Genomic DNA, 26955 nt, shown 5'->3' on the forward strand with positions numbered 1-26955 from the left:
TGAAATTAGAACTTAACGTTTGGAACGTTACGATCTGCAGCATTTTCAACTTCGTAGAAGTCGCGAGCGCCAACCTTTGCAAAGCCTGCGAAGAAGTTGGTAGGCACTGTCTTTACTGCTGTATTGAGCGAGCGCACATTGTCGTTATAGAACTGGCGCGCAAATGAAACTTTATTCTCAGTGGTAGAAAGTTCTTCTTGTAGAGATAAGAAGTTACTTGATGCTTTGAGATCTGGGTAAGCCTCAGCAACTGCGAGCAATCCGCGAAGCGCGTTAGTTAGTGCGCCATCTGCTGCTGCAACATCGGCAACCGTTGAAGCACTTGTTGACTTCGCGCGAGCGGCAACGACAGCATCGAAAGTTCCTTGTTCGTGCTTTGCATATCCCTTAACGGTTTCAACCAGGTTAGGGATGAGATCTGCACGGCGCTTGAGTTGAACCTCAATCTGCGCGAATGCTTCATCGACTGTGATGTTAAGTCGGATGAGGCGGTTGTATTGAGCAACGCCAAAGATTACGAGAAGTACGAGTACGCCGATAATGATGAGTTCCATAGTTATTTCAACCCCTTGACTCTGGTTCTTATTCCCCAGATAAAGATTATCGGGGCTTTACTTGATCTTGCTTTGGTGGAAATTCATGAAGGAGCGGCTTGGAGTTGGTCCGCGCTGTCCTTGATAACGTGATGCGTAGATCGCTGAGCCGTATGGGTGTTCAGCAGGCGATGAGAGTTTAATCAGACAGAGCTGACCGATTTTCATGCCTGGGAATAACTTCACTGGCAAGTTTGCAACGTTTGAAAGTTCGAGCGTGATGTGGCCCGAGAATCCTGGATCGATAAAGCCCGCTGTTGAGTGGGTGAGTAGACCAAGGCGTCCGAGTGAAGACTTTCCTTCGAGGCGACCTGCGATGTCATCAGGAAGTGTGATGACCTCATAGGTAGATGCAAGAACGAATTCGCCTGGGTGCAAGATAAATGCTTCGCCTTCTTCGGCGATAACTTCGCGGGTGAGCTCAGATTGTTCGATCGATGGATCGATTACTGAGTACTTGTGGTTCTCGAAGACGCGGAAGAACTTATCGAGACGGACATCAACTGATGAAGGTTGGATCATCGCCTCTTCAAAAGGTTCGACGGCAACGCGGCCATTGGTTATTTCTGAGCGAATATCGCGATCACTGAGTAGCACGGCGCGAGCCTACCTTTCCAGCACGAAAAAAAGGCCCTTGGCACGCTTGCGTAAGTTACTGGTGGGTAGCACCATTACGCCATGAGCCATTACAACGCCAACCTCCGTGACATTGAATTCTGCCTCTTCGACCTATTGGGTCGCGAGAAGGTGCTGGGTACCTCTATCTACTCCGAGCTCGATCGCGATACTGCGATGGGAATGCTCGAAGAGATGAAGCGCCTGACCGAGAACGATCTCGCTGCATCATTCGTCGATGGCGATCGCATCGGAACAGATTTCAATAAAGCAACAGGCGATATCAAACTTCCAGAAAGTTTCAAGAAGTCATACAAGGCATATGTTGATGGCGAATGGTGGCGTCTTGATGCACCTGTCGAACTCGGTGGAATGAAAGTTCCTGCATCAGTTCGTTGGGCGATCGCTGAAATGGTTTTGGGTTCTAATCCTGCAATTCACATCTACGCATCTGGTTATGCATTTTCACAGGTTGCACATGTATTAGGAACAGATGTTCAGAAGAAGATGGCGAAGCACATGGTGGATCGCCACTGGGGTGCAACTATGCAGTTGACTGAACCTGATGCAGGATCTGATGTTGGCGCCGGTCGTTCTAAGGCAGTGCAACAGCCAGATGGAACATGGCACATCACCGGCACAAAGCGTTTTATTACTTCAGGTGATGCTGATATTTACGAGAACATCATGCACTTCACTCTTGCACGTCGCGAAGGTGGTGGACCAGGAACTAAGGGTCTCTCACTCTTCTTGATTCCAAAGTTTATGTTCGATCTAGAAACTGGCGAACTTGGAAAGCGCAATGGCGTTTATGTAACAAATGTCGAACACAAGATGGGACTTAACGTCTCTGCAACATGCGAAATGAATCTTGGCGAGAAGGAACCAGCTGTTGGTTACTTGCTTGGTGATGTTCACGAAGGTATTGCGCAGATGTTTAAAGTCATTGAATTTGCTCGCATGATGGTTGGTACCAAGGCGATTGCAACACTTTCGGCTGGTTACCAACAAGCACTTGCCTATGCCAAGACTCGCGTTCAGGGCGGCGATATGAAGGTTATGAACGATAAGGCCAGCCCTCGCGTCACCATCATTAAGCACCCAGATGTGCGTCGTTCACTGATGGTGCAGAAGGCTTACTCCGAAGGTATGCGCGCACTAGTTCTTTACACCGCATCAATTCAAGATGAGATCGAACTTGCTCGCGAAGCAGGAGATACCGAGAAGCTTGAAGATATGGAGAAGCTCAACGATCTCTTGCTTCCAGTTGTTAAGGGATTTGGTTCAGAAAAATCTTGGACACTTCTTGGTACTGAATCTCTTCAAACATTTGGTGGTTCCGGCTTTACTCAAGACTGGCCACTCGAACAATATGTGCGTGATGCAAAGATCGACACCTTGTATGAAGGCACCACTGCAATTCAAGGTCTTGATTTCTTCTTCCGTAAAGTTGTTAAAGATGGCGGACGTTCACTTGGGCTACTTGGTAAAGAGATTCAAGCTTTCGCTGAATCTGGTGGGGCTCATGCAGAAGAGAAGCAAGCACTTCTCAAAGCGCTCGGTGACCTTAATGGAATTATTGGTGTTCTTGTAGGTCATGCAATGGCTTCCCAAGAAAACCCTGCTGAGATTTACAAGGTGGGTTTAAGCACATCACGTGCGCTCATGGCTGTTGGTGATGTCATCATCACTTGGTTGCTACTTCGCCAGGCAGATATTGCTACGGAAAAGCTGGCAGCAGGTGCTGGCAAAGATACTGATTTCTACACAGGAAAGATTGCCTCAGCAAAGTTCTTTGTTGCCACAGTTCTGCCTCACATCACCGCAGATCGCAAGATTGTTGAAGGAACTGACTCATCAATCATGGAGATTCCAGAGTCTGCTTTCTAACTCTTTAAGTTAAACTCACCGCATGCTTTCAAAACATCGCGGTGAGTTTTTACTTATTCTGGGAGCTTTCTTCTTCTCGCTCTCCGGAATCGTCGTCACCGTTGTGATGAAACACTTGCCGGCGCTGCGTCTTGCTGAAGTTCGCTCCGTATCCGCAGTCGTGATACTCGGTACTTACGTTCTTCTAACTCGCCCTGAAATCATCAAGGTGCAGAAATCTGAAATCCCTCGCCTCGCCCTCTATGGCGTAGTGGGCTTCGCCTTCGTGAACTTCGGCTATTTATTGGGCATAGAGCGCGGAGTACCGCTCGGCCTCGTCCTTATTATCGAATTTACCGCCTCAATCTGGATCGCTCTCTGGATCAAACTGGTCCGCAAAGGCCATGTTTCTAATGAGATGTGGCTTGCTGTCATTCTCTCGCTGACCGGACTGATTCTCGTTGCAAAGGTCTGGCAAGGTTTTAAATTCGACCTCATTGGAATTACCGCTGCAACGTTGTGTGCATTCTGTTTAGCGGCTTACTTCCTTATGAGTGAACGAATTGGAAAGAAGCGCGAACCAATTGCAACGCTGATCTTCGGTATGGGTTTTGCATCTGCCTTCTGGCTGATTGTTCTTCCACCTTGGACATTTCCCTTTGAAGTATTTTCAACGCAGATGGATCTCGGTGGAATCGCAAAGGGCACAATGCTTCCTGGTTGGTTATTGATTGGTGCAGCGGCAATCTTCGGAACTGTCGTTCCATACATGTTGGTTCTATCGGGAATGAAATATTTGAGCGCATCGACAAGTAGCGTTATTGGAATGCTTGAGCCTGTTATTGCTGGCGCATTTGCCTGGATCTGGTTTGCGCAGAGCTGGGATGCAATTCAATTGGCGGGCGCAGCCATTGTGCTTGTTGGAATTTATCTAGCTGATCGCGCAAAGACTGCGGCGAGTTAAGAAGTTACTCGTTCCAACCGCCATCACCAGGTGCTGATGGCTGAATATCTGATGGACCTGCTGATTGTGTGAAGTCGCGGCCTGCTCCAACATTTGGCGCCATATCGAAGAAGCGCGCGAAGTGGAGTTGAGCTGAAACTGTAATTGTGCGAGTTGGTCCGTTACGGTGCTTTGCAACGATGAAATCTGCTTCGCCCGAACGGTTCTGTGAATCGTACATATCATCGCGGTGCAACAAGATAACAACGTCAGCATCTTGTTCGATAGAACCAGATTCACGAAGGTCAGACAACATTGGGCGCTTATCTGTACGTTGTTCAGGTCCACGGTTGAGCTGTGAGATTGCAATAACAGGAACGTTAAGTTCCTTTGCCATCAGCTTGAGGTGACGTGAGAATTCAGATACTTCCTGCTGACGGTTTTCAACGCGCTTACCTGATGACATCAGCTGCAAGTAGTCGATAACAATGAGTTTGAGGTCATGGCGCTGCTTAAGGCGACGGGCCTTTGCGCGGATCTCCATCATTGAAAGGTTCGGTGAATCATCGATAAAGAGTGGTGCATCAGAGATTTCACCCATACGGCGAGCAAGCTTTGCCCATTCATCATCGCTGAGTTGTCCGGAACGAATATTGTTTAGACCAACGCGCGCTTCGGCAGACAACATACGCATTGTGATTTCTGATTTCGACATTTCGAGAGAGAAGATCACTGCCGCTTGGTTATCGTGAATCGCAGCGTGGCGCGCAATATCAAGACCGAGCGTTGACTTACCAACTGCAGGACGCGCAGCAACGATGATCATGTTGCCTGGGTGCAGTCCGTGAGTCAGCGCATCGAGATCGCGGAAACCTGTCTTAACACCTTCGATACCAATTCCCTTAGAGATTGCTTCGATTTCATCGAGAGCGGCTGGCAACAAGGTATTGAGTTGTACATAATCTTCAGAAGAGCGGCGTTCGGTAACTGCATAAACTTCTGCTTGCGCAGCATCGACGGCATCATCGACTTCACCATTTTGATCGTAACCAAGTTGAACAATCTTGGTTCCGGCTTCAACAAGGCGGCGCATGATTGCATGTTCTAGAACAATCTTTGCGTAGTAACCAGCGTTAGCAGCTGTTGGTACAGATGAAATCAAAGTGTGTAGATATGGTGCGCCACCTGCACGTGCGATTTCTCCGCGCTTCGTGAGTTCGGCTGCAACGGTGACAGCATCAGCTGGTTCACCGCGTCCATAGAGATCGAGAATTGCATCGTAGATAAGTTCATGTGCAGGGCGATAGAAATCGCGTTCGCGAAGTACTTCAACAACATCAGCGATTGCATCTTTAGATAGCAACATTCCACCGAGAACAGATTGTTCTGCTTGTAGATCTTGTGGTGGTGTGCGTTCGTATTCGGCGCCGACAGTGTTGTAGGTAGCTGCGCCTCTAGAGTTATTAGGTAGTTCTGCAATGCTCATGCGACATACCTTCCTCTAAGCCACTGACAAGGCCGGATCCCAGTCAGCAACGGGGCAAAGGTATGGCTCGCACGCTCAGTAAGCGAGAAAGTCCCCTCGGTAATGGGGATAAAGGTGTGCATAACTCGGTGGATAAGCGTGGATAGCTGTGCATAAGGTGTTGATGAATTGTGTGTAACTCCCGCTTTAAGCGTGAATAAGTGTGGAGGAAAGTAATTCCTGGATTCTCATTGGTTGAGATGTCATATCAAATTCATCTTTGTAGGCAAGACTTCGCACATGATCGTTGATTACGCGCTCTACCAAAGTGGAAAGCGCCACACAGAGCCTTCCAATCTCCCCGCTCTTATTCAGAAAGCAAAGAGTGAAGGTGGATTTGTTTGGTTAGGCCTTGCAGAACCAACACAGAATGAATTTGAAAAAGTCGTTGGTGATTTTGGATTTCATCCACTCGCAATTGAAGACGCGGTTATGGCACATCAGCGCCCTAAGTTTGAAGAGTATCCCGGTGTGCAAGCGCTCGTTGTAAAGACAGCTTTCTATGAAGAGAAAGGCAGCCAGATTTCAACTGGCGAACTCTTCTGTTTTATTGGAGATCACTTCATCGTTGTTGTCCGCCATGGAAATGGTGCGCCACTTGTTAACACCCGCCATGCACTTGAATCTAATTCGGAACAGTTAGCCAAGGGCCCATATGCGGTTCTGCATGCAATTCTCGACCATGTAATCGACTGTTACATCGATATCTCAATCGAATTAGAAGCAGATGTTCTGCAAGTTGAACAGAAAGTTTTTGGCGATACTCGAGAGAGTGCCTCGCAAGAGATTTATCTCTTGAAGCGCGAAGTTATCGAGTTCCGTCATGCAATTGAGCCACTTCTATCTCCGCTTCAACAGATCTCAAGTATCGGCGCACGAAACATACCTTCAGAGCTCACACCATTCTTTAGAGATACCCTCGATCATCTTTCGCGTGCATCCGATGCTGCCTCTGGGCTCGATGCTTTGCTGACTTCAGCGTTGCAGGCAGAAATCGCACAGGTACAGCTACAGCAGAATGAAGATATGCGAAAGATAACTTCATATGTTGCTTTGGCTTCTGTGCCCACAATGGTCGCTGGTATCTACGGCATGAACTTCGATGTAATGCCTGAATTACGCTGGAAATTTGGTTATCCACTAGTCGTTGGTTCACTCGTTCTTGTGACAGCGTTTCTTTACCGCAAATTTAAGAAATCAGGCTGGTTGTAATACTTACTTGGAATAAGAAAGGCCCGCCGCAATTAAGCGACGGGCCCCTCTTGTTGAACTAATTAAGCAGAAACTACAGCGAGTGAAACTGTTGCAACAACGTTATGTGCAAGAGAAACCTTTACTGAGTGTGTTCCTGTCTTCTTGATGTGGCCAGCAGTCTTGAGATTGTGGCGATCGATATCAACACCAGTAGCTGACTTAATTGCAGCTGCGATGTCCTTATCTGTAACAGAACCAAAGAGACGACCAGCTGTGCCGGTCTTTACCTTGATTGTTACTGATGCCTTCTCGAGCGTTGCCTTGATCTCCTTAGCGTGATCGAGATCGCGGACTTCGCGCGCAGCACGTGCACGACGGATTCCTTCGATCTGCTTCTCGCCACCAAGTGACCATGAGATTGCAAAGCCACGTGGCAACAAGAAGTTGCGACCGTAGCCATCTTTAACAGTTACAACATCGCCGGCGTTACCGAGCTTATTTACTTCACGAGTAAGAATGAGTTTCATAGTTCAAGCCCCCTTATCGTGCTGAAGATGTGTAAGGCAGAAGAGCAACTTCACGGCTGTTCTTAACAGCTGTTGCTACTGCGCGCTGATGTTGTGTGCATGCACCTGTAACTCGGCGAGCGCGGATCTTGCCGCGATCAGAGATGTACTTGCGAAGGGTCGCGATATCTTTGTAATCGATATATGTGACCTTGTCGCGACAGAAGCTGCATGGCTTCTTCTTGAACTTCTTATTAAGGGCAGCAGCCTTCGCGCCCTTGTTCTTTGGCTCGCGTAGAGCCCGGTTATTTCTTGCTCCCATTGTGGTGCTCCTTTTCGGGTGCCCCTCTATCGCTAGAGGGAATGGATTGTCGGTTAGTTACTTGTTAAAAAGGTGGTTCGTCGGTTGTAGATGTTCCCCATCCACCACCGGCTGGTGACGTTGACGCTGCTGCCCAAGGATCATCGTTAAATGATTCTGCAGAAGCTGGTGCTGCAGCTCCGCCACTTCCGCCTGCACGCTGGGTACGAGTGACCTTAGCTGTTGCATTGCGAAGTGATGGACCTACTTCATCTACTTCTACCTCAAACACTGTGCGCTTTTCGCCTTCTTTTGTTTCGTACGAACGCTGCTTGAGACGACCAGAGAGAATGACGCGCATTCCCTTTGTCAGTGACTCTGCAACATTCTCAGCCGCTTGACGCCAGATTTGGCATTGAAGGAAGAGGCTCTCGCCATCTTTCCATTCGTTAGTTGCCTTATCGAGATAACGAGGTGTTGAAGCAACGCGGAATTTTGCTACCGCTGCACCACTTGGGGTGAAACGTAGCTCTGGATCGTCAACTAGGTTGCCGATCATTGTGATTGTTGTATCTCCTGCTGCCATTTTATTTCCTCTTATCTACTCGTGGAGTCCGTGCTAATAAATTACTCGTCTACTCTGACTTTTCGTTTTCGAAACACCGCAGCTGTGGATGAATTGAGTTCCGATTAGCGCAGCGGTTCGGAATTGAAAACTAGAGCGGACGCATAACCTTTGTACGAAGAACAGATTCGTTCAGGTTGAGCTGACGATCCAATTCCTTGATAGCCGCTGGCTCGCAGTGCATATCTACAACTGCGTAAATGCCTTCTGGCTTCTTATTGATTTCGAAAGACATGCGGCGCTTGCCCCAAACATCGAGCTTGTCGACGCGGCCTCCGCTGTCCTTGATGATCTTGAGATATGTCTCAAGTGATGGTGTGACTGTACGTTCTTCGAGTTCTGGATCGAGAATGACCATTAATTCATAGTGACGCATGCGTTAACCCGACCTCCTTTGGACTAAGACGGCCACGGCATTTCCGTGACAGGAGGGTTAATACTCCTTATAAATAATCCCGGTGGGACGATTTACGAGGAGGTTAAGGGTAACTCTCGCCTGTAGATAAGAGAAATTGGCTTGGAAATACGCGTGAGCTTTGATGGCGGGCGGCTAGGCGGACCAGGAGCGCGATTGAGGCCCCGATGCGGATCAAGGTGATGACCGAATAGGCCACAACTGGCAAGCCGAACTTTGCACCAGTTACCTGGGCCAGGTGTTGCCAGATTGCAAGGTGATACAAAATTTCTGCACCTTGCCAGAACCAGAAAACTTTAAGGTCTCGCTTATCGGCAAGTGCAATTACTGCAAGCGGTGTTAGCCATAAAACATATTGCGGTGAATACACCTTACTTACAGCCATCACGATGATCATGACAAAGATTGCAATCTGTGCCAGCTGTGGGGGTGTGCGAAGTTGCAAGAGATAAATGGCAAGAGATGTCAGACCAATTGCAAGAAGAAGAACAGATAAATAATTTTGGTGCGTTAAATCAAGACCTAAATTAGAGAGTGCGTACCAAAGAGATCCCCAGTCAGAACCTCGATTGAGATTGAGATCGTAGAAACGCCACCAACCTTCAGGAGTTGTTAGTGCAACAGGAAGATTTATCGCGATAAATGTTGTCAACGTAATTGCTGCGTACTTTACAAACTTAGCCATCTTCTCTTGTCTAAAGAAAATGATTGCAAGAGGAATAAGTAAGAAGACGGGTAAAAACTTTGTGGAGATTGCAATTCCGAGTGCAATCGCACTTGCTAATTCGGCTTTCCGATCAAACCAATAAATCGCAAGCAACATCGTGGCAATCGCCCACAAATCCCAATTGATATACAACGATGCGATTGCAGCGGGTGCAAGAGGCAGCAAGTAACTAAATTCTGGTTTCATCTTAAATACAAGAAGAGAGATAAAGATAAAGAGCAGAGCAAGCAAAAGTGCGCTGCCATAGAAGTAGTTGTTAACGCCTGCAGGAATTACCTTTGCAGTCGCCCACATGATCGCGCCTTGAATTACTGGATACTCAACGGATTCGGCCCCGCTGCTATATGCCCACACCCCTTTATCTAGGCCTCTTTCGCCATAGAGTGCAGGAATATCTGAATAACAAGCGTGTACGTATTGATCAGGTGATTGCCAGTTGTTTTCAGCGCAATAGTTGAACTTTGCGAAACTTAAAAGCGAAGCAAGAAGTGCGAGTAACAATATGACGCGAGTAGAAACGCGCATAGAAATTACTTCTTCTTCATTGATTGGCGGCCACCACTAGTCATGACGACTGGGTCGAGTCCACCAATATTTGCAGGCGCTGGGAAGCTCATAACTGGTTCGCCCTTAAGCGCGCCCTTCATAAATGCAGTCCAGATCTTCGCTGGGAAAGTTCCACCAGTAACAGATGTAAGTCCACCGATTCCATTTAGTGATTCAGATGCGCTGTCACGGAAGAGTGCAACCGATGCTGCAAGCTGTGGTGTGTATGCGCTAAACCACGCAGATGCGTTTGACTGTGAAGTTCCGGTCTTACCTGCAGCAGGTCGACCAAGTGCAAGTGCTGCTCCACCGGTTCCGCCATTAACAACGCTCTTCAATGAGTGAGTCAGGTCAGCCATAACATCTTTGCTAAATACTTCTTGTGTCTGTGGCTTTCCTTCATACAAGACGCCTTTGTTAGGCCCGATCACCTGAGTAACCATGTATGGCTTTGAGTAAACACCTTGCGCGGCAAATGTTGCATATGAGTTTGCAACATCAATCACGTGAGGGCTTGCAACACCAAGAACTACTGATGGAGTTGCAATCATCGCAACGCTTTCTGGAATTCCGGCGCGGCGTGCAGCGTCAACAACTTTATCCATGCCCGCCTTAATGCCGAGTGGAACGAAAACTGTATTTACTGAGTGCTGAGTTGCAGTGAGTAAATCAATCTGGCCCCAGCCTTCATCGCCATAATTTGAAACAAGATATGGCTTACCGAGATCATCAAAAGTTTGTGGTGAATCACCATTCCACATTGACGTTAAAGGAATGCCTGCTTCAAGTCCTGCGATGATCGCAAACGGCTTAAAGGTAGAGCCGGCTAGCGCAATTGATTGTGTGGCATCGTTTAATTGGCGCACTACATAATCTTTTCCACCATACATAGCTACTACTTCACCCGTTCCTGGGCGAATCGCGACAAGGGCGGTATGAAGATTTGATGGTGCAGGGCTCGGCGTAAATTTATTCACTGCATCTACTGCAGATTGCTGTGCGCGCTGATCAAGAGTTGTCTTAATGACGTATCCACCAACAAGAAGTTGATCTTGAGTAAATCCGAGCTTGCTCAACTCTTTCTGAACAGCATCAATGATGTAACCCTTAGGTCCGCTGAGCTGGCCAGATGTTGTGCGTGGAGCAATCATCGGCATCTTTGCAGCCTTTGCTTCTGCCTCAGTGATCCACTTCTTATCGAGCATTCCGTTAATAACGTAGGTGAAACGAGCCTCTAGACGAGCCTTATTGCGCGCCTTCTGCTCTTTATCTCCGTAGAACGGATCGTAGAGTCCCGGAGAGCGCAAAATACTTGCCACGATTGCGCTCTGAGAAATGGTGAGCTGGTTCGCGTTGCGGTTGAAGTACTGCTGCGCAGCAGTCTGCACACCATAAGCACCACGACCGAAGTAAATAGTGTTGAGGTAATTTTCAAGGATCTGATCTTTTGTCAGAGCATTTTCAAGCTTCAGTGAAATGACAAGTTCTTTAATCTTTCGCTGAACCGTACGGCTGGGCGTTAAGAAAGCAGTCTTTGCATACTGCTGCGTGATCGTTGATCCACCTTCGCCATTGAGCGAACCGGATTTCAAGTTATTTAAAAGTGCGCGAGCAATACCCGTTGCGCTAAATGCGCGGTTGGAATAGAAGTTGCGATCTTCTGCTGCCATCACTGCATAGCGAAGGCGAAGTGGAATCTTTGCTAGCGGCAGCACTTGGCGGTTCTGAGTACCAATACGACCGATCTCAGAACCATTTGAATATTGAATGATTGTTGATTGGCTATTGACGTATGCATTGGGATCAGGAATTGAAACAGTAAACCAAGCGAAGGCGAAGAGCGTTGCTCCTGCGACAAAGCCGAAACCAGCTAGGAATACTCCGGCGCGGATCAACTTGGTTTTTAGCATGTCGTTAGATTACTGCTGAATTACAGCTACTTCAGCGAAGCAAAGTCCTCATCTTCAAGTGTTCGCTGTTTACGTGGCGCTTTACGCTCGCGCCCATCACCTAATAAGTATGTGGAGCAGAGGTGATTCCAGGAACATTCGCGACAAACCTCAACGACATAGACAGAGAATTCACCGAATTCTGATTCCATCTCATTTAACTCATCGCCATTCTTGATGCGACCTGAGAACTGGCCGAGCTGATCGCCAAAGGTGTAACGAAGCTCAACGAGTGAATCCTTCTTGCAGACCGGACACTTTCTATCTGCTTTCTCACCGTGGTACTTAGCCGCACGCATCAAATAAGGGTCGGCATCGCAGGCATCGACAACGCCACGAAAGAGCGCGAGCAGGGTTGCACGCTTATCAAGTGAATAGTCGATGAACCCGCGCTTTGTTTTCATAGCAGGAGAAGAATAATCCTCTTTCCTTAACTACGCTTCTCGTATGAACTTTGCTGGGCTTATTCGCGATTCAAAGCTGATTCGCCTGCTGCGCGTTCGCTGGACCGGTCAATTAACGGATGGAATTTTTCAGAGCGCACTTGCCTCATTCATTCTCTTCTCACCAGAGAGACAGGCAAGTGCAGTCAACGCTGCAGTTGCCTTTGCAGTTGTTCTGCTTCCTTATTCAATAGTTGGTCCATTTGTTGGAACAGTTCTTGATCGCTTCTCACGTCAGCGTGCAATTCTCTTTGCGAACCTGACACGTTCAGCAACTCTCATTGTTATCGCATTCCTTATGTTTAATGATTACACCGGCGTTGAAATTACAATCTTTGTTCTCATTGCATTTGGTGTAAATCGTTTAATTCTTGCGGGTTTATCTGCAGGAATTCCTTTGATGGTTCCACCCAATACTCTTATTTCGGCAAACGCACTTGCTGTCACAGGTGGTTCCGTTTGGGTTGTTCTGGGTGGCGGTATTGGACTTGGAATTCGCAGACTTCTCGATGCCAGCGCCTCTGCCGATAAGGCTGATGCCATCATTATTCTCGTTGGTTCTCTTGGTTTCTTCTGCGCCGCAATCCTTGCCTCACTTCTGCATAAGGATGAGATCGGCCCGCGCCCACACGAAGTTGTTCGCGGAAGTTTTACCCAAGGCTTACGCGAAATGCGCGATGGGTTTAAGTTTCTTAAAGAACACGCAGATGCAGCTCGTGGCATTGCCGCAATCGCTGTTCATCGTGGTGGGCTGACTGCATTTACATTGACTGCGCTCTTATTAGAACGAAATACCTTTAACGATCCTGCAGATAGCGAAGCAGGTCTTGCAGGTTTAAGTGTCACCCTGACAATTGCTGCGGTGGGATTTGTGATTGGCGCAATTCTTGCGCCTTATGGTGTGAGAAAGATTGGTCGCCATCGTTGGATGCGTTTCTCAATTGCAGCAGCAAGTCTGAGCGCTCTTATTCTCGTCATTGACCGCACACCAGTTCTGCTTGCAATGACTGCATTCTTTACAGCGCTCTGCGGCCAGAGTTTGAAAGTGACAAATGATGCACTCGTGCAATCAAAGATTGATGATGTATTTCGTGGTCGCGTCTTCGCCGTCTATGACGTATTAGTAAATGGTGCAATCGTTACCGGCGCACTCATTGCAGCATGGATCTTGCCGCTAAGTGGAGATACCTGGGTGCTGCCACTGTTGATTGCAATTGCGTGGGCCTTTGTTGCAGCCGTTGTATTGCGACCTGCAAAGTTCTTTCTTAAGGGTGGCGTCTAGCCTTCCACCACTGAATTAACTCTTCAGTTGCGCGTTCTTCACCGAGTGGACCATTTTCCATGCGAAGTTCCATCAAGAAATCCAAGGCTTTTCCAACATCTGCAGATGGTTTGATTCCAAGCAACGACATCACTTGCGCACCATCAAGGTCGGGGCGAATCTTGGAAAGCTCTTCCTCTTCAGAAAGTTTTGCGATGCGCGCTTCAAGCCCATCGTAAGTGCGAGCTAAACGATCGGCTTTCTTGGCATTTCGTGTGGTGCAATCTGCGCGTGTAAGAACGTGTAAATGCACAAGTAAATCACCTGCATCGCGCACATATCGGCGTACAGCTGAATCAGTCCATTCGCCATCGCCGTATCCATGGAAGCGAAGGTGAAGAGCGACAAGGGTTTCAACAGCTTCGATTGTGTCATTATCAAAGCGCAGCGCCTTCATGCGGTTCTTGGAAAGGCGTGAACCAACTACTTCGTGGTGATGGAAGGAGACTCCGCCACCTTCAAGCAGGTTACGTGTCTTTGGCTTTCCAATATCGTGAAGTAGCGCAGCTAAACGAATAACAAGGTTTGGTCCGCCCAAACGTTCTTCTTGTGAAATAGCTTGTTCAAGAACTGTAATCGAATGTTCGTAGACATCTTTATGGTGATGATGTTCATCAATCTCAAGTCGCAACTTAGGAATTTCAGGCACAACTAAATCGGCAAGGCCTGTGTCGACTAAAATTGTAATTCCGATTCGTGGTCGGTCAGACATTAACAATTTAACAAATTCATCGCGCACACGTTCTGCAGAGATAATTGAGATACGGCTCGCCATCGAAGTCATCGCTTCAGTAACTTCGGAATCAATGTCAAAACCAAGTTGGCTGGCAAAACGAGCAGCGCGCATCATACGAAGCGGATCGTCGCTAAATGATTGCGTTGCAATCGATGGTGTTCGCAGTACGCGTTTTGCTAAATCGCCAAGGCCATCAAATGGGTCAATGAATTCTGGTTTTGCACCTGTAAGTTCGAGCGCCATCGAATTGACAGTGAAATCGCGACGCGATAGATCGCCTTCAATAGTGTCACCGAATTCAACATCGGGGTTGCGCGAATTCTCTTCATACTTTTCGGTGCGATATGTAGTTACCTCAACAGTTGTATCGCCCCGTTTTCCGGCAACAGTTCCAAAAAGTATTCCGGTATCCCAGACGTTATCTGCCCACGATTTCAAAATCTTCTTTGTCTGATGTGGGTGCGCATCTGTTGTGAAATCTAAATCGTTTCCGAGGCGACCGAGAATTGCGTCGCGCACTGGTCCGCCAACGAGTGCGAGGCGGAATCCCTCTTTCTTAAATGCTTCAGCGAGAGAGCTGGCCAGAGGGGCCCGTTCAATGAGGGAGCGAATAGCCAGTTCTCCGGCGGCTCCTAAATTAACCTTCTCAACGCTCACAATAGATAAGCGTAGTCGCGTACTCTTACTTCATGATCCCGGCACCTAGTGCGGGCAGCGAAGGTACGAAAAAGAAACGCAGGCGCAGGCGCCCAGCTAATCGCTCTCCGCAATCTCAGAATTTAGCGACCGCATCCACCCCCGCTTCTGCGCAGACCCCAAAACCTGCGGCGAAGTCGACCAAACCAAAACCGCCCTATGCAAAGCGCGTTGATGAAGTCAGCGCCGGCGGACTTGTCGTTGATACAACAGGAAAGCTTGGCCTTCTAATTGGTCGTCGCGATCAGAAAGATCAAACCGGAAAGCGCATCCTCTGGTCGCTACCTAAGGGCCACATTGAAGAAGGTGAAACTCCTGAACAAGCCGCTCTTCGCGAAGTTCAAGAAGAGACCGGCATTGAATCCGTGATTGAGAAATCTCTCGGCGTGATTGATTTCTGGTTTATGGCTGGTGGAAAACGAATTCATAAAACTGTTCATCACTATCTCTTCCGTGAAAGCGGTGGGTTGCTAGCGGCACAAGAGACTGAAGTTGATGAAGTTGCGTGGTTCCCACTTTCAGAGATTATTGAGAAGTTGGCATATCCCGATGAGAAGAAGTTGATTTCTCGCACGCAAGCAACGCAAGAGTTGAGTTCACTGTGAAGAAACTTCTTGTTGCCCTCTTTGCATCAGCTTTTCTTATCTCTCCACCTGCACAAGCTGATACTCCGGTAACAAGAATTGTTGATAAACCACATACCAACTTTGCAGGCGAATTTCGTAATAATGAGTTAGCAACCAACTTACTTCCTGCCGGAAAACTTGGAAAGCTAATTTTTGATCAGCCGCTTTCTTCACGCACATATGTAATCGATGCAGCTCTCATCAAAGAAGTCCTTGATATGGCTGATGGTTATTCGTATGCAGGTAAAGAAGATCTCGTCGGAGAAATCGTTGCAAAGAATTGGTTAGCGCAGCTCAAATTTGTCACTGTGCGAAATACTGTTGTTGCACTTCCTTTCGGTAACCCTGATGAAAAGTTGCTCAAGAGCATTGCTCCGAGTGAGTTAAAGTTTTATTCACAGTACGCTCAAGATTTTCTCGAAACGGCGTTAAATCGCCCGGTTGTCGCTCAAAATGGTTGGGGCACAGGAGTTTCACGCCTGAGCGATCAATTCATCAGCAGCTACACACAAAATCGCAGGTTACTTACTGGGCTCTCGACCATAGTCTCTTCAGAAGAGATTACAGATTTACGTGCACGCCTTGCAGTTGTTATGAATCCAATTCTTACAAAAGATGAACAGGCATTCTTTACATATAACGAGAAGATAGCTGTAAAGAAGATGGCTGGGCGCTTAAAGGTGATTCCTGGTCGTTATCAAATTACAACAACTGAAGCTAAGTTGCCGATTACTTTAGTAAATAACTTTGATACTGCAGCCGTCGTAAACGTTTCCCTGATTCCAATGAATTCACGTATTCAGATCGAGAATCTCAATAACATCACTATTGCTCCAAAATCACGCCAGCAAATTCTTCTCGCTGTCGATGTGATTGCACCCGGATCCACTCTTGTTCTGGCACAACTCATGAACTTTAAAGGCCAGTTAGTTGGCGAAGTTTCCAAGCTTCATCTGACTGCCACCATTATTGATTCGCGTGTTGCATGGTTTACAACGGGCGCCGCAGTTCTACTCTTTATGGGCGCTGTAACGCAATCTGTCCGACGCGTCAGGAGGTCTCGTAAGTGAAGAATCACGAGCTCTTCCGCGCATCAGGAATCATGGCGATAGGAACAATCCTTTCTCGAATCACTGGATTTATTCGCGCATTGTTGGCAGTTGCTGTTCTTGGTACTGCGCTCTTGGCAGATACCTACAACGTGGCAAACACAATGCCTAATATTTTGTATAACTTACTTGTCGGTGGTGCGCTCACAGCGATCTTCGTTCCGCAGCTCGTTCGTTCGTTTTCAGATGAAGATGGCGGACATGGTTTCGCTTCTCGCCTGGTGACAACAATCTCTGGAATTCTCTTCCTTCTTGTCTTAGTTGGTGTTCTCTTTGCACCAGCTTTAGTTCGTCTCTATGCACCTGAATTCTCAACGCCAGGTTTTGAAACAGAACGCGAAATCGCGATTGCATTTACTCGTTACTGCCTGCCTCAAATTTTCTTCCTTGGTTTATTCACCATGCTGGGCCAAGTAGCCAATGCGCGAGGCTCATTTGCACCCCTTATGTGGGCGCCAATCGCCAATAACCTCGTGGTTATTGTGGTCTTTGCCGCCATTCTTCTTACACAGCGCGCCATTGAAATCGGCACGATTACCGACCTTCAGGTGCAGCTTCTTGGATGGGGAACCACCCTCGGAGTTGTCGTTCAAGCGCTCATTTTGATTCCGGTTGTGAAGCGATCAGGAATTCACTTGCGCCCAATGTTTGGCGTTAAGGGCCTTGGAAAATCATTTGGCCTTGCGGGTTGGACTCTTGTTTATGTACTTGTATCGCAACTTGGTTATCTCGTCACAGTAAACGTTGCCACAAGTGCAGCGGTTCGAAGCGCACAAGCTGGAATTACAACAGGTGTTGGTTTTACGCCATATACAAGTGCGTACTACATCATGCTTCTTCCATATTCGATTGTGACAATTTCGATTGTTACCGCACTTCTTCCACATCTTTCAAAACTTGCTATTGCAAATAATGTTGAAGAAGTTCGCAAACAGTTGATTCGCGCTATTCGCATGGTTGGCGTTGTTACTGTTCCAAGCGCTGTTGCTCTTCTTCTCTTTGGTCCGTTGATGACAGAAGCTCTTTATATGGGCGTTAGTCTTGATGATGCTCGCTATATCGGCTTTGTTCTTTCAGCACTGAGCTTGGGTCTTGTTGCATTCTCAATTAACTTAATTCTCATTCGTGGCTTTAACGCATTTGAAGATACCAAGACTCAGGTGACATCAATTGTCATCATCAACATCATCTCTGTCGCACTTTCGTATCTCTTCCTGGAAACCCTTGATAGCAACTGGGTCACCGTTGGCTTAGGTATTGCATTCTCAATCAGCTATATCGTCGGTCTATTTATTACGATCTCGCTTTTGAAGAAACATGTAGGGCGCCTGCAGGTAAGCGAATTTGCTTCACAACATGGTCGCCTCTTGCTTGCCTCACTCATTGGCATGGTTCCATTCTTTGCAATCGCCCAATACTTCAACTGGGCATATGACGACACAACACTGGTGATGCGCATTATTCGTCTCGCCTTTGTTCTGGGCGGAAGCGGCTTGGCATACCTACTCTGCGCAAGAGCTCTGAAAGTGAGTGAAATCGCAGGCCTTAGAGGCTTCGCCACATCCGTCTTGCAACGTCGTCGCAAGAATTAAGCGACCTACGCGCGGTATTGTCCGCTCATGAGCACTGAAGTACGCGAACTCGTCATTGTTGGATCAGGTCCTGCCGGTTACACAGCTGCAATTTATGCAGCTCGCGCGCAGTTAAACCCAGTCATCTATGAAGGTTCTGTTACTGCTGGTGGTGCACTTATGAACACCACTGAAGTTGAAAACTTCCCAGGATTTATCGACGGCATCATGGGTCCGGATCTCATGGACAACATGCGTAAGCAAGCAAAGCGTTTTGGTGCTGAACTCATTACTGATGATGTTGTTGAAATGGATTTAACTGGCGATATCAAGATTATTAAAGATGGTTCAGGAAATACCGTTCAGGCAAAAGCTGTCATCCTTGCGATGGGATCTGCTTACCGTGAAATTGGTCTTGAGAACGAGAAGCGCCTATCTGGTCGCGGTGTTTCATGGTGTGCAACCTGCGATGGTTTCTTCTTCCGCGATCAAACAATTGCTGTCGTTGGTGGCGGAGACTCTGCAGTTGAGGAAGCAACATTCCTTACTAAGTTTGCAAGCAAAGTTGTATTGATTCACCGTCGCGATGAACTTCGCGCATCAAAGATCATGCAAGAGCGCGCATTCGCTAATCCAAAGCTGGAAATGTTGTGGGATACCGAAGTTATTGATGTCTTGGGTGCTGAAAAGGTTGAAGCACTTGAACTTCGTAATACAAAGACCGGCGAAGTCTCAAAGCGAGATTTCACAGGACTCTTCGTCGCAATCGGGCATATTCCGCGCTCTGAACTTGTTACATCTTCTGTAACTCTCGATGACGAGGGTTATGTAAAGGTCGAAGGGCGTTCAACCCGAACAAATCTTTCTGGAGTCTTCGCATGTGGCGACTTGGTGGATCACACCTACCGTCAGGCAATTACTGCAGCAGGTTCTGGATGCCAGGCGGCTCTAGACGCTGAAAAATTCTTATCCCACTAGTAATCTAACTGTCATACAAAACAAATAGGAGTAACGATGAGCGCACCAACTAAGGTCACAGCAGCTGATTTCGATCAGGTTGTACTAAAGAGCAGCACACCAGTTTTGGTTGATTTCTGGGCTGAATGGTGCGGACCTTGCCGCGCAATCGCTCCAATCCTTGATGACATTGCAGCCGAACACGGCGACAAGCTCAAGATCGTAAAGCTCAATACTGATGAAGAGTCAGCAATCGCTATTAAGTATGGAGTTACATCAATTCCAATGCTCAATGTTTATGTCAACGGTGAAGTTGTTAAGACAATCATCGGTGCAAAGCCAAAGCCAGCTCTTCTCAAAGAGCTCGAAGGCTTCATTTAATCAACGCCCTCACGGGACGGATTAATTTATGAAAGAGATGTCTCCCGACGAGATTCGCTCTTTCCAACAAGAACGTGGCCTCCATGTAACTGGCGAACTTAACGACGCCACAATTCGCGCACTCGATGAGTCGCGCTGGAAACTTGGAGATCGCTCTCTCTATCTACTGAACTCTCCGATGATGCGCGGTGATGATGTAGCTGCGTTGCAATCACGTCTGACTGAGATGGGTTTCAACTGCGGTCGTGTTGATGGAATCTTTGGTGAGATGACCGAAGCTGCAGTTAAGGAGTTTCAACAATCTGTCGGTGTTAGGGTTGATGGCAAGTGCGGTCCAGCAACAATCATCGCACTCCTTCGACTTACAAAGATTGTCTCTGGTGGTGCACCTGGCGCGCTTCGCGAAAGTGCAGCGCAGAAAAATCGCGGACCAGCACTTGCAAACAAAGTAATTGTTATTGATCCTGCATCAAATGAATATGAAGCAGAGATTGTTTATGACATTGCGCAGCGCCTAGAAGGTCGTTTACTTGCACTCGGCGCCAGTGTCTTCTTAACTCGCGGTGCTCATAACAATCCAACAGAAGCAGAACGAATCTCATTCACTAATCAAAATGGCGCAGATCTTTTGATCTCACTTCACGTTGATCACTATTCAAATCCATCTGCGCGTGGCGTTGCTACCTTCTTTTATGGCAGCGATCAGCATGGTGTGCACTCAATTGTGGGCGAACGTTTTGCATCCCTTGTACAGCGCGAAATTTGCGCGCGTACCGATTTCCTTAACTGCCGCACCCATGCCAAGACCTGGGATTCACTCCGTCTTACAAAGGCGCCAGCTGTTCGAGTAGATCTTGGTTATGCAACCAATGAAGGCGATGCCGCGCGACTTGCCCGCCCTGATTTCCGCGATACCGTCGCCGAAAGTTTCGTTATTGCGATTCAGCGCCTCTATTTAGCTGCTGAAGATGATGCAAAGACCGGAACGCTTCGAATTTCAGACCTACGTAGCGCAGGTATTCGCCGCTAATCAGCGCACAACCTTCTAAAGGTTTGTGGGAGACTTCTACCTATGTCCGATATTTCAATTCGCTATCAAACTGGTGCTCCACAACATCTCGAAACGAGATTTGCTGCGCGAGCCGCCGGAATGTTGCCTTCTGAAATTCGCGCCCTCTTTGCTGTCGCGTCACGCCCTGAAATCGTTTCACTCGCAGGTGGAATGCCAAATCTTTCAGCACTTCCAATGGAGATGATGGCTGGCGTTGTTAACGAACTTATTCTTACCAACGGCTCTGAAGCACTTCAATATGGAAGCGGTCAAGGACATCCAAAACTTCGCGAACAAATCTGCGATGTCATGGCGCTCGAAGGTATTCGCGCAAATGCTGATGACATTGTTGTAACAACTGGTTCGCAGCAAGCTCTCGACCTTATTTCACGCATCTTTATCGATCCAGGCGACGTTGTTCTTGTTGAAGCACCTTCATATGTCGGCGCTCTCGGAACATTCCGCCAATACGAAGCATCTGTTGTTCACGTCGAGATGGATCACGATGGAATGATTCCTGATTCACTGCGCGCCGCAATTAAGAGCGTTCGTGCAGCTGGTCGCAAGATTAAGTTCTTGTATTTGATTCCGAATTACCAAAATCCAACAGGAGTCTGCCTTCCTGCAGATCGCCGCACAGAAATCTTAAATATCTGTCGCGAAGCAGAAATTTTCGTCGTTGAAGATAACCCTTACGGCCTACTGGGCTTCGATAAACCATCACCGAATGCGATGCGCGCTGAAGATTCAGAGAACGTCATCTATTTAGGCTCATTCTCAAAGACAATCGCATCAGGACTTCGTGTGGGCTGGGCGCTTGTTCCACAATCTTTGAAGGATAAGTTAGTCATTGCGTCTGAGTCATCAATCTTGTGTCCATCAAACTTCACACAGCTAACAATTTCTAGTTATTTAGCTGATCAGCCATGGCGCGATCAGATTGCAAGCTTCTGCGAGCTCTATAAGGTCCGCCGCGATGCGATGTTGGAGTCCCTTGAGCAACATTTCCCAATGGAAGCAACATGGACAAAGCCTGGTGGCGGTTTCTATGTCTGGGTCAATCTTCCTGCTGAAATCGATACAAAGGCTCTGATGCCAAAGGCGATTGTTGCAAAGGTTGCTTACGTTCCAGGAAATGCCTTCTATGCAGATGGACTTGGTTCTTGGTCGATGCGTCTTTCATATTGCCACCCAACACCAGAAAGAATTCGTGAAGGCGTAAAGGCTCTTGGTGGAGTAATTAAGCAAGAGATGAAGCGCCGCGGTACAGCGCTTAATTAATTTTTCTCTTACTTACCTTCGATTAAATCAACGATGCGCTGAAGATCTTCGCTGCCTGCAAATTCAATAACAATCTTGCCTTTGCCCTTACCTGTCTCCACGTTCACCCGTGTATCGAGGTAATCGCTCAATAGTTCTGCAGCCGCTAGCCCCGCACCTGATACGCCCTTAACAGAAGACTTCTTTGTTGTTTTAGTCGATGGCTTCATCGTTGCAATGATCTCTTCAACTGCGCGTACTGATAAACCTTCAGCGACGATACGTGAAGCAAGTTTTTCAATATCGGCTGAATCCGTAAGTCCCAAAAGTGCACGCGCATGTCCTGCAGAAATTACTCCAGCAGCAACTCTGCGCTGCACAGCATCTGGCAGATTAAGTAAACGAATTGTGTTTGAAATCAGTGGGCGTGAACGGCCGAGCTTGAGTGCAAGTTCATCATGTGTGCAGCCAAAGTCGGTAAGAAGTTGTGCATATGCAGCACCTTCTTCAAGTGGGTTGAGATTGCTGCGGTGGATATTTTCAATCAAAGCTTCGCGTAATAACTCGTTATCTGGAGTCTGGCGAATAATGACAGGAATTGAAGTTAAACCCGCTGCCTTTGCTGCGCGGAAGCGACGCTCTCCCATAATGAGTTCGTACTTGTTTTCAGAAACTTTACGGACAACAGGTGGTTGCAAAATTCCAATTGATTTAATCGATGCGATTAATTCATTGAGTGCAGTCTCATCAAAGACTGTACGTGGCTGACGTGGGTTAGGAAAAATCTGGTTAACAGGAATTTCATTCTGTTGTGCAACTTCTGTTCCGGCAACAGTTAGAGATGTTGGAATCAGTGAATCAAGATTTGTTCCGAGTCCGCCGCGCTTGACTGCCATTATGCGATTCCACCTTTGTAATTAATGCTGACAACATTTGAATCAAAGACAACTTCATCTTTCGCCTTGCCGCGTTCAGCAATTTCGCGCGCAACCTGCATATACGCAATTGCTCCAGGTGAAAGTGGATCGTAAGTCATAACAGTCTGGTTATACGAAGGAGCTTCAGATACGCGCACTGCACGGGGAATTGGAATATCAATAAGTTCATTCGGGAAGTGCGAGCGAACATTTGCTGCAACATCATTTGATAGACGGGTACGTGAATCAAACATTGTTAAGACAATTGTTGAAAGGTTGAGTGATGGATTCAAACGTTTCTTAACAACGCCATATGTTTCAAGAAGTTGTGACAAACCTTCGAGTGCGTAGTACTCAGTTTGAATTGGAATTAACAACTCTTTCGATGCCGCAAATGCATTGATAGTTAATAAACCAAGTGATGGTGGGCAATCAATAAAAACATAATCGTAATTAACTGAGATTGAATCAATTGCTTCTTTCAATTGCAGTTCGCGTGCAACCATTGAAACTAAATTGATTTCAGCATTTGCAAGCGATGTATTTGATGAAACACAATCAAGAACAGGAAAGCCTGCAACTTTCTGAACAACTTCAGACATCTGCGCGCTACCCATCAAAACTTCATACACACCGGCGCTATCACGATGTTCAACGCCAAGGGCGGTCGATGCGTTGCCCTGTGGATCAAGATCGATAACGAGGACTCGAAGGCCCCCCATAGCCATGGCGGCTGCGATATTGACGGTGGTGGTGGTCTTACCTACCCCGCCCTTCTGGTTGGCGACGGTGAAGATGCGGGTTGAGGTTGGCTTAGCCATCGCCTCTTTGAGACGGCGGACGCCTACGACTTTGGTTTCACGTGAATCATCGCCCGACATGTGGGCAATCTAAGCACTAAAGGTTCCCCTTAAGAAACGGGTGTTCCTTTGCGGAGCTCGACGATACGTCCCAAGCCCACTCCCTCAAGATCAATCTCGTGAAGCTTGGCATTCTTCATGCCCGCCATCTCAGCGGCAGCCCCTTCCCCCTTCATTGCAAGGAGGGCGCCATTGGTCTTGACCATATGCCAGCTCATCTTCTTCAACTTCTCAAGCGGGGCAACGGCGCGGGCGGTGACAAAATCAGCTGTCTTCTTTACATCCTGAGCACGGCCACGGATAACTTCAATCTCAGTCCCTGCAGTTGCCTCTTTGAGGAACTCAACCCGGCGCTCTAGAGGTTCAATGAGCGTGACTTTGAGGTCTGGGCGGGCCAGAGCGATGACGATTCCAGGAAGACCTGCCCCTGAACCGATATCAAAGAGGGATGCTCCCTGCGGTAGAAGGGTCGTTACATGGAGGCAGTTAAAGATATGGCGATCCCAGATGCGCTCGCCCTCGCGAGGCCCAATGAGGCCACGCTCAATTCCGGCGGTGACAAGGAATTCGGCATAGGCGCGAATCTCAGCTTCGCGCTCTGGAAAGTAGCGGCCGACTAGCCCCTCTACTGAATGTTCCACGTGAAACTACGCTGGGTAGATAACGACGAAGCGGTTTGGATCTTCGCCATCTGATTCGGAAGTTAAGCCCAAAGTCTGGATTGTGTCGTGGATGATCTTGCGCTCAAAAGCGTTCATTGGATCGAGCTTGATTGAGCTACCCGTGGTCTTCGCCTGCTCAGCCATCTTCTCAGCGAGAGCGGTAAGTTCCTTACGGCGGCCAGCGCGGAATCCATCGATATCGAGCATTAGGCGGCTGCGGTCCCCTGTTGAAGTCTGAACAGCTAGGCGTGTGAGCTCTTGGATCGCATCAAGGACATCTCCATCGTTGCCGACGAGGTGTTTGAGCTTGCCACCGACGATTGCGAGTGAGGCGCGACCGTTTTCAACATCGATATCGATATCTCCATCGAGATCGGCGATATCAAGTAGGCCCTCAAGGTAATCAGCGGCGATATCGCCCTCTTCCTCAAGCTTTGCCACGCTCTTTGGAGCCTTGGCGACCTTCTCTTCGGTTCCTTCTACAACTTCAGTTACTTCTGGCATCTGATGCCCCCTTTGTCCTAATTAAAGCGTTATTAATACTAATTGTCCGAATTACTTCTTCTTCTTTTTCTTCTTTGGTTGTTGTCGTTGCCCCTGGACCTCTGGTGCCTCAGCACCTTCAGTTGAGTCAATTCCTTCTGCTTCATTTCCATCTGCCTTGGCCTTCGCAGCGCGCTTTCGCTGCAGCTCTTCGTAGGCGGGAGATCCTGGCGTTGGGTTTCGCTTAATGACGTAGTACTGCTGACCCCAAGTCCAAAGGTTTGTTGTCGACCAGTAAATCAAAACACCAACAGGGAAGTTCACACCTGAGATCGCGAAAATTACTGGGAATAAATACAACATGATTTTCTGCTGCTGCAACATCATATTGTTTGATGCATCCATCTTTGGCATTCCCTTAACCATCAACTGACGCTGAGTTGTAAAGGTTGTCGCAGACATAAAGATAATAAGTAGAACAGTCACAATCTTTACAGTGAGTTCAGTTGATCCAAGGAAGCTCTCTGAAATCTTTGCACCGAAGAATGTTGCCTGCGCTGCGCTGTCGAGATATTCACCCTTAAGGAATCCGCGAGCGATTGGTGCAGAAACACCTTCATCAGTCTTTGCCGCAATTCCATTAAGAACTGTAAAGAGCGCGAAGAAGATTGGTGCCTGGGCAAGAATTGGGAAACATGATGCAAGTGGATTTGTCTTATGCTCTTTGTAGAGCTTCATCATCTCTTCTGATTGCTTCTGGCGATCATCTTTGTACTTCTTCTGAATCTCTTTCATATGTGGTTGCAGAGCTGTAAGAGCGCGCTGGCTCTTGATCTGCTTCACGAAGAGTGGGATCAAAATGATTCGGATGATGACAACGAGTCCCATGATTGAAAGTGACCAAGTAACACCTGAGTTTGAACCAAAGACTGGTGAAAGAAGTTTGTGAATGAAGACAATAACGCCAGAGACGATGTTGTAGAGAGGATTGAGAATAAAGCCCATTAGTTAGCGCCCACCACTTCTTTTTTATTATCTGAAAGTAAGTTCTTTACATCTGCAGAATCAAGGTGCGCATCGACATAATCAACACCACCTTGTGACCATGGATTGCATCGCACAATGCGCCATGCAGCCATAGCTAAACCTTTTACTCCGTAGCGACCGATTGCTGTGATCGCATAGTTTGAACATGATGGGTAGTACTTACAGCGCGGTGCGAAATTAGATGTCGCCACCTGATATCCGCGAATCAACAGAGTAAATACTCTTCTCATTACTTCGCCGCCACCTTTTCAGAGCGGGAAATCAACTTTGAAATCAACTCAGTGATTTCGGTTTCAATATTTGAATCGCCATCTTGTCCAAGTGCACGGATAACTAGAAGGGAACCGGTTGGAAGAGATGAAATTGTTGGGGCAACTGCGTGACGAACTTTGCGAGCAACGCGATGACGCTTAACTGATCCGCCAACAGATTTGCTAATGATGAGTCCGCATTTTGCAGAAGATTCATTTGTGACAGGGGGCAAGTACAAATATCCAACGAAGTGTTGTGAGGTAACTCGAATACCGCTCTTAGTTGCGCGAGCGAAATCTGAGCTTGAGGTTAAACGTGCATCAACGGGGAGCACGAAAGATCCTGTGCGCTCTTTAGCCTTACGCTGAGAGCTTTGAGCGGCCCTTAGCGCGGCGAGCAGAAAGAACTGCACGGCCTGCACGGGTAGCCATGCGGGCGCGGAAGCCATGCTTCTTGGCGCGGCGACGCGTATTTGGCTGGAAGGTGCGCTTTGTCATGAGAACTCCAAAATCTGTGGGGCGTAAACGCCCATCGGGTCATAAGTACGGGGGAAGCAAGGAGGTAACTGTAAGGATGTGGATAGGTGTGGGTCAAACTCGCGATCTAGCCCCTCAGGGGTCTCAAGTTGTGGATAACCACTTGCTATTTCTCGCTTTGAGGTCTACTTTGCGGGTTCTCCACAGGTATCCGTCGAAATCGGTCGAAAAGTAAGGCTAAACCCCTACTTTAGACCACAGCCTGTGGATAACTTTGTGGATAGACCTGGGGGCTTGGA

The 26955-nt window shown here is 47.7% G+C and carries 30 protein-coding genes; 11 read left to right on the forward strand and 19 right to left on the reverse strand.

Annotation, left to right across the window (positions count from 1 at the left end; all coding sequences use genetic code 11):
- Positions 1-5 precede the first annotated feature (5 nt).
- Entirely contained in the window at positions 6-554 is a 549-nt protein-coding gene (locus AC8GFK_RS07035; RefSeq protein ID WP_506625175.1) for a LemA family protein, read from the reverse strand.
- 57 nt (positions 555-611) lie between these two features.
- A complete protein-coding gene (gene dcd / locus AC8GFK_RS07040) occupies positions 612-1190 on the reverse strand; it encodes a dCTP deaminase (RefSeq protein WP_095674126.1) in 579 nt (192 codons plus the stop codon).
- A gap of 81 nt (positions 1191-1271) precedes the next feature.
- Here dcd and AC8GFK_RS07045 point away from each other — a divergent pair, with 81 nt between their 5' ends.
- Together AC8GFK_RS07045 and AC8GFK_RS07050 are read left to right on the forward strand one after the other, a co-directional pair.
- Positions 1272-3098 (forward strand): acyl-CoA dehydrogenase, encoded by a 1827-nt coding sequence (locus AC8GFK_RS07045; protein ID WP_506625176.1) that lies wholly within the window; start codon positions 1272-1274, stop codon positions 3096-3098.
- A 22-nt stretch (positions 3099-3120) separates the two neighbouring features.
- Complete coding sequence (locus tag AC8GFK_RS07050) at positions 3121-4041, forward strand: EamA family transporter (RefSeq protein ID WP_095674128.1); 921 nt, start codon at positions 3121-3123, stop codon at positions 4039-4041.
- Positions 4042-4045: 4 nt separating this feature from the next.
- Here the strand turns inward: AC8GFK_RS07050 and dnaB are convergent, their stop codons facing one another.
- Entirely contained in the window at positions 4046-5506 is a 1461-nt protein-coding gene (gene dnaB / locus AC8GFK_RS07055; RefSeq protein WP_095674129.1) for a replicative DNA helicase, read from the reverse strand.
- Between the two features lie 279 nt (positions 5507-5785).
- Between dnaB and AC8GFK_RS07060 the strand changes: the two genes are divergently transcribed.
- Positions 5786-6757, forward strand: a complete 972-nt coding sequence (locus tag AC8GFK_RS07060; protein ID WP_506625177.1) for a magnesium and cobalt transport protein CorA — start codon at positions 5786-5788, stop codon at positions 6755-6757.
- Between the two features lie 62 nt (positions 6758-6819).
- Here the strand turns inward: AC8GFK_RS07060 and rplI are convergent, their stop codons facing one another.
- From rplI to AC8GFK_RS07095, 7 genes are all read right to left on the reverse strand, one after another.
- Positions 6820-7266: a 50S ribosomal protein L9 gene (gene rplI / locus AC8GFK_RS07065; RefSeq protein ID WP_095674131.1), complete on the reverse strand. Its 447-nt coding sequence runs from the start codon at positions 7264-7266 to the stop codon at positions 6820-6822.
- 13 nt (positions 7267-7279) lie between these two features.
- On the reverse strand, positions 7280-7567 hold the full coding sequence (gene rpsR / locus AC8GFK_RS07070) for a 30S ribosomal protein S18 (protein WP_017955648.1): 288 nt from the start codon (positions 7565-7567) through the stop codon (positions 7280-7282).
- A 64-nt stretch (positions 7568-7631) separates the two neighbouring features.
- Positions 7632-8132, reverse strand: a complete 501-nt coding sequence (locus AC8GFK_RS07075; RefSeq protein ID WP_506625178.1) for a single-stranded DNA-binding protein — start codon at positions 8130-8132, stop codon at positions 7632-7634.
- Between the two features lie 130 nt (positions 8133-8262).
- Positions 8263-8547 carry a 30S ribosomal protein S6 gene (gene rpsF / locus AC8GFK_RS07080; protein ID WP_095674133.1) on the reverse strand — a complete coding sequence of 95 codons (285 nt, stop codon included), beginning with the start codon at positions 8545-8547 and terminating at the stop codon, positions 8263-8265.
- Positions 8548-8650: 103 nt separating this feature from the next.
- Positions 8651-9838 carry a glycosyltransferase family 87 protein gene (locus AC8GFK_RS07085; RefSeq protein WP_506625179.1) on the reverse strand — a complete coding sequence of 396 codons (1188 nt, stop codon included), beginning with the start codon at positions 9836-9838 and terminating at the stop codon, positions 8651-8653.
- A gap of 5 nt (positions 9839-9843) precedes the next feature.
- Positions 9844-11769 carry a transglycosylase domain-containing protein gene (locus tag AC8GFK_RS07090; protein ID WP_095674135.1) on the reverse strand — a complete coding sequence of 642 codons (1926 nt, stop codon included), beginning with the start codon at positions 11767-11769 and terminating at the stop codon, positions 9844-9846.
- Positions 11770-11795: 26 nt separating this feature from the next.
- Positions 11796-12212: a DUF5318 family protein gene (locus AC8GFK_RS07095; protein WP_095674136.1), complete on the reverse strand. Its 417-nt coding sequence runs from the start codon at positions 12210-12212 to the stop codon at positions 11796-11798.
- A gap of 43 nt (positions 12213-12255) precedes the next feature.
- On the opposite strand from AC8GFK_RS07095, the gene AC8GFK_RS07100 reads away from it, so the two are divergent.
- Complete coding sequence (locus AC8GFK_RS07100; protein ID WP_506625180.1) at positions 12256-13533, forward strand: MFS transporter; 1278 nt, start codon at positions 12256-12258, stop codon at positions 13531-13533.
- On the opposite strand, the gene AC8GFK_RS07105 is transcribed toward AC8GFK_RS07100, so the two are convergent.
- Positions 13517-14965, reverse strand: coding sequence for a CCA tRNA nucleotidyltransferase (locus tag AC8GFK_RS07105; protein WP_506625181.1), 1449 nt, complete (start codon positions 14963-14965; stop codon positions 13517-13519). The two genes, AC8GFK_RS07100 and AC8GFK_RS07105, sit on opposite strands and share 17 nt — an antisense overlap.
- 32 nt (positions 14966-14997) lie before the next feature.
- Between AC8GFK_RS07105 and AC8GFK_RS07110 the strand changes: the two genes are divergently transcribed.
- From AC8GFK_RS07110 to AC8GFK_RS07140, 7 genes are read left to right on the forward strand one after another with little or no spacing between them, the layout of a single operon-like run.
- Entirely contained in the window at positions 14998-15609 is a 612-nt protein-coding gene (locus AC8GFK_RS07110; RefSeq protein ID WP_506625182.1) for an NUDIX hydrolase, read from the forward strand.
- Complete coding sequence (locus AC8GFK_RS07115) at positions 15606-16700, forward strand: DUF6049 family protein (protein ID WP_506625183.1); 1095 nt, start codon at positions 15606-15608, stop codon at positions 16698-16700. The genes AC8GFK_RS07110 and AC8GFK_RS07115 overlap by 4 nt, the downstream gene beginning before the upstream one ends.
- Positions 16697-18331, forward strand: coding sequence for a murein biosynthesis integral membrane protein MurJ (gene murJ, locus AC8GFK_RS07120; protein ID WP_506625184.1), 1635 nt, complete (start codon positions 16697-16699; stop codon positions 18329-18331). Before AC8GFK_RS07115 ends, murJ begins: the two co-directional genes overlap by 4 nt.
- A gap of 27 nt (positions 18332-18358) precedes the next feature.
- A complete protein-coding gene (trxB, locus tag AC8GFK_RS07125) occupies positions 18359-19288 on the forward strand; it encodes a thioredoxin-disulfide reductase (protein WP_095674141.1) in 930 nt (309 codons plus the stop codon).
- Between the two features lie 36 nt (positions 19289-19324).
- A complete protein-coding gene (trxA, locus tag AC8GFK_RS07130; protein ID WP_017955636.1) occupies positions 19325-19648 on the forward strand; it encodes a thioredoxin in 324 nt (107 codons plus the stop codon).
- 28 nt (positions 19649-19676) lie between these two features.
- Positions 19677-20678, forward strand: coding sequence for an N-acetylmuramoyl-L-alanine amidase (locus AC8GFK_RS07135; RefSeq protein WP_506625185.1), 1002 nt, complete (start codon positions 19677-19679; stop codon positions 20676-20678).
- 42 nt (positions 20679-20720) lie between these two features.
- Positions 20721-21980, forward strand: coding sequence for an aminotransferase-like domain-containing protein (locus AC8GFK_RS07140; protein WP_506625186.1), 1260 nt, complete (start codon positions 20721-20723; stop codon positions 21978-21980).
- An 8-nt stretch (positions 21981-21988) separates the two neighbouring features.
- Here AC8GFK_RS07140 and AC8GFK_RS07145 read toward each other — a convergent pair whose 3' ends face one another.
- The 8 genes from AC8GFK_RS07145 to rpmH are packed head-to-tail and all read right to left on the reverse strand — an operon-like array spanning position 21989 to position 26677.
- Positions 21989-22855, reverse strand: a complete 867-nt coding sequence (locus AC8GFK_RS07145; protein WP_506625187.1) for a ParB/RepB/Spo0J family partition protein — start codon at positions 22853-22855, stop codon at positions 21989-21991.
- Positions 22855-23757, reverse strand: coding sequence for a ParA family protein (locus AC8GFK_RS07150; protein ID WP_506625188.1), 903 nt, complete (start codon positions 23755-23757; stop codon positions 22855-22857). Before AC8GFK_RS07150 ends, AC8GFK_RS07145 begins: the two co-directional genes overlap by 1 nt.
- Before the next feature lie 29 nt (positions 23758-23786).
- Positions 23787-24377, reverse strand: a complete 591-nt coding sequence (rsmG, locus tag AC8GFK_RS07155) for a 16S rRNA (guanine(527)-N(7))-methyltransferase RsmG (protein WP_506625189.1) — start codon at positions 24375-24377, stop codon at positions 23787-23789.
- A gap of 6 nt (positions 24378-24383) precedes the next feature.
- Entirely contained in the window at positions 24384-24902 is a 519-nt protein-coding gene (locus AC8GFK_RS07160) for a Jag family protein (RefSeq protein WP_506625190.1), read from the reverse strand.
- Positions 24903-24953: 51 nt separating this feature from the next.
- Positions 24954-25886 (reverse strand): membrane protein insertase YidC, encoded by a 933-nt coding sequence (gene yidC / locus AC8GFK_RS07165; RefSeq protein WP_506625191.1) that lies wholly within the window; start codon positions 25884-25886, stop codon positions 24954-24956.
- The gene (yidD, locus tag AC8GFK_RS07170) at positions 25886-26158 is read right to left on the reverse strand and encodes a membrane protein insertion efficiency factor YidD (RefSeq protein ID WP_506625192.1); all 273 of its coding nucleotides are present in this window, start codon (positions 26156-26158) and stop codon (positions 25886-25888) included. Before yidD ends, yidC begins: the two co-directional genes overlap by 1 nt.
- Positions 26158-26514 carry a ribonuclease P protein component gene (gene rnpA / locus AC8GFK_RS07175; protein ID WP_506625193.1) on the reverse strand — a complete coding sequence of 119 codons (357 nt, stop codon included), beginning with the start codon at positions 26512-26514 and terminating at the stop codon, positions 26158-26160. Before rnpA ends, yidD begins: the two co-directional genes overlap by 1 nt.
- A gap of 25 nt (positions 26515-26539) precedes the next feature.
- Positions 26540-26677: a 50S ribosomal protein L34 gene (gene rpmH, locus AC8GFK_RS07180; protein WP_095674151.1), complete on the reverse strand. Its 138-nt coding sequence runs from the start codon at positions 26675-26677 to the stop codon at positions 26540-26542.
- Positions 26678-26955: the final 278 nt, after the last annotated feature.

The organism is Planktophila turicensis (SeqCode) (genome assembly GCF_965234405.1).
In the GTDB taxonomy this organism is placed as follows: Bacteria; Actinomycetota; Actinomycetes; order Nanopelagicales; family Nanopelagicaceae; genus Planktophila; species Planktophila turicensis.

Coding starts and splice junctions, on each gene's coding strand:
- AC8GFK_RS07035 (WP_506625175.1), bottom strand. CDS start 554: ATGGAACTCATCATTATCGGCGTACTCGTACTTCTCGTAATCTTTGGC.
- AC8GFK_RS07045 (WP_506625176.1), top strand. CDS start 1,272: ATGAGCCATTACAACGCCAACCTCCGTGACATTGAATTCTGCCTCTTC.
- AC8GFK_RS07050 (WP_095674128.1), top strand. CDS start 3,121: ATGCTTTCAAAACATCGCGGTGAGTTTTTACTTATTCTGGGAGCTTTC.
- dnaB (WP_095674129.1), bottom strand. CDS start 5,506: ATGAGCATTGCAGAACTACCTAATAACTCTAGAGGCGCAGCTACCTAC.
- AC8GFK_RS07060 (WP_506625177.1), top strand. CDS start 5,786: ATGATCGTTGATTACGCGCTCTACCAAAGTGGAAAGCGCCACACAGAG.
- rplI (WP_095674131.1), bottom strand. CDS start 7,266: ATGAAACTCATTCTTACTCGTGAAGTAAATAAGCTCGGTAACGCCGGC.
- rpsR (WP_017955648.1), bottom strand. CDS start 7,567: ATGGGAGCAAGAAATAACCGGGCTCTACGCGAGCCAAAGAACAAGGGC.
- AC8GFK_RS07075 (WP_506625178.1), bottom strand. CDS start 8,132: ATGGCAGCAGGAGATACAACAATCACAATGATCGGCAACCTAGTTGAC.
- rpsF (WP_095674133.1), bottom strand. CDS start 8,547: ATGCGTCACTATGAATTAATGGTCATTCTCGATCCAGAACTCGAAGAA.
- AC8GFK_RS07085 (WP_506625179.1), bottom strand. CDS start 9,838: ATGCGCGTTTCTACTCGCGTCATATTGTTACTCGCACTTCTTGCTTCG.
- AC8GFK_RS07090 (WP_095674135.1), bottom strand. CDS start 11,769: ATGCTAAAAACCAAGTTGATCCGCGCCGGAGTATTCCTAGCTGGTTTC.
- AC8GFK_RS07095 (WP_095674136.1), bottom strand. CDS start 12,212: ATGAAAACAAAGCGCGGGTTCATCGACTATTCACTTGATAAGCGTGCA.
- AC8GFK_RS07100 (WP_506625180.1), top strand. CDS start 12,256: ATGAACTTTGCTGGGCTTATTCGCGATTCAAAGCTGATTCGCCTGCTG.
- AC8GFK_RS07110 (WP_506625182.1), top strand. CDS start 14,998: ATGATCCCGGCACCTAGTGCGGGCAGCGAAGGTACGAAAAAGAAACGC.
- trxB (WP_095674141.1), top strand. CDS start 18,359: ATGAGCACTGAAGTACGCGAACTCGTCATTGTTGGATCAGGTCCTGCC.
- trxA (WP_017955636.1), top strand. CDS start 19,325: ATGAGCGCACCAACTAAGGTCACAGCAGCTGATTTCGATCAGGTTGTA.
- AC8GFK_RS07135 (WP_506625185.1), top strand. CDS start 19,677: ATGAAAGAGATGTCTCCCGACGAGATTCGCTCTTTCCAACAAGAACGT.
- AC8GFK_RS07140 (WP_506625186.1), top strand. CDS start 20,721: ATGTCCGATATTTCAATTCGCTATCAAACTGGTGCTCCACAACATCTC.
- AC8GFK_RS07145 (WP_506625187.1), bottom strand. CDS start 22,855: ATGGCAGTCAAGCGCGGCGGACTCGGAACAAATCTTGATTCACTGATT.
- AC8GFK_RS07150 (WP_506625188.1), bottom strand. CDS start 23,757: ATGTCGGGCGATGATTCACGTGAAACCAAAGTCGTAGGCGTCCGCCGT.
- AC8GFK_RS07160 (WP_506625190.1), bottom strand. CDS start 24,902: ATGCCAGAAGTAACTGAAGTTGTAGAAGGAACCGAAGAGAAGGTCGCC.
- yidC (WP_506625191.1), bottom strand. CDS start 25,886: ATGGGCTTTATTCTCAATCCTCTCTACAACATCGTCTCTGGCGTTATT.
- yidD (WP_506625192.1), bottom strand. CDS start 26,158: ATGAGAAGAGTATTTACTCTGTTGATTCGCGGATATCAGGTGGCGACA.
- rpmH (WP_095674151.1), bottom strand. CDS start 26,677: ATGACAAAGCGCACCTTCCAGCCAAATACGCGTCGCCGCGCCAAGAAG.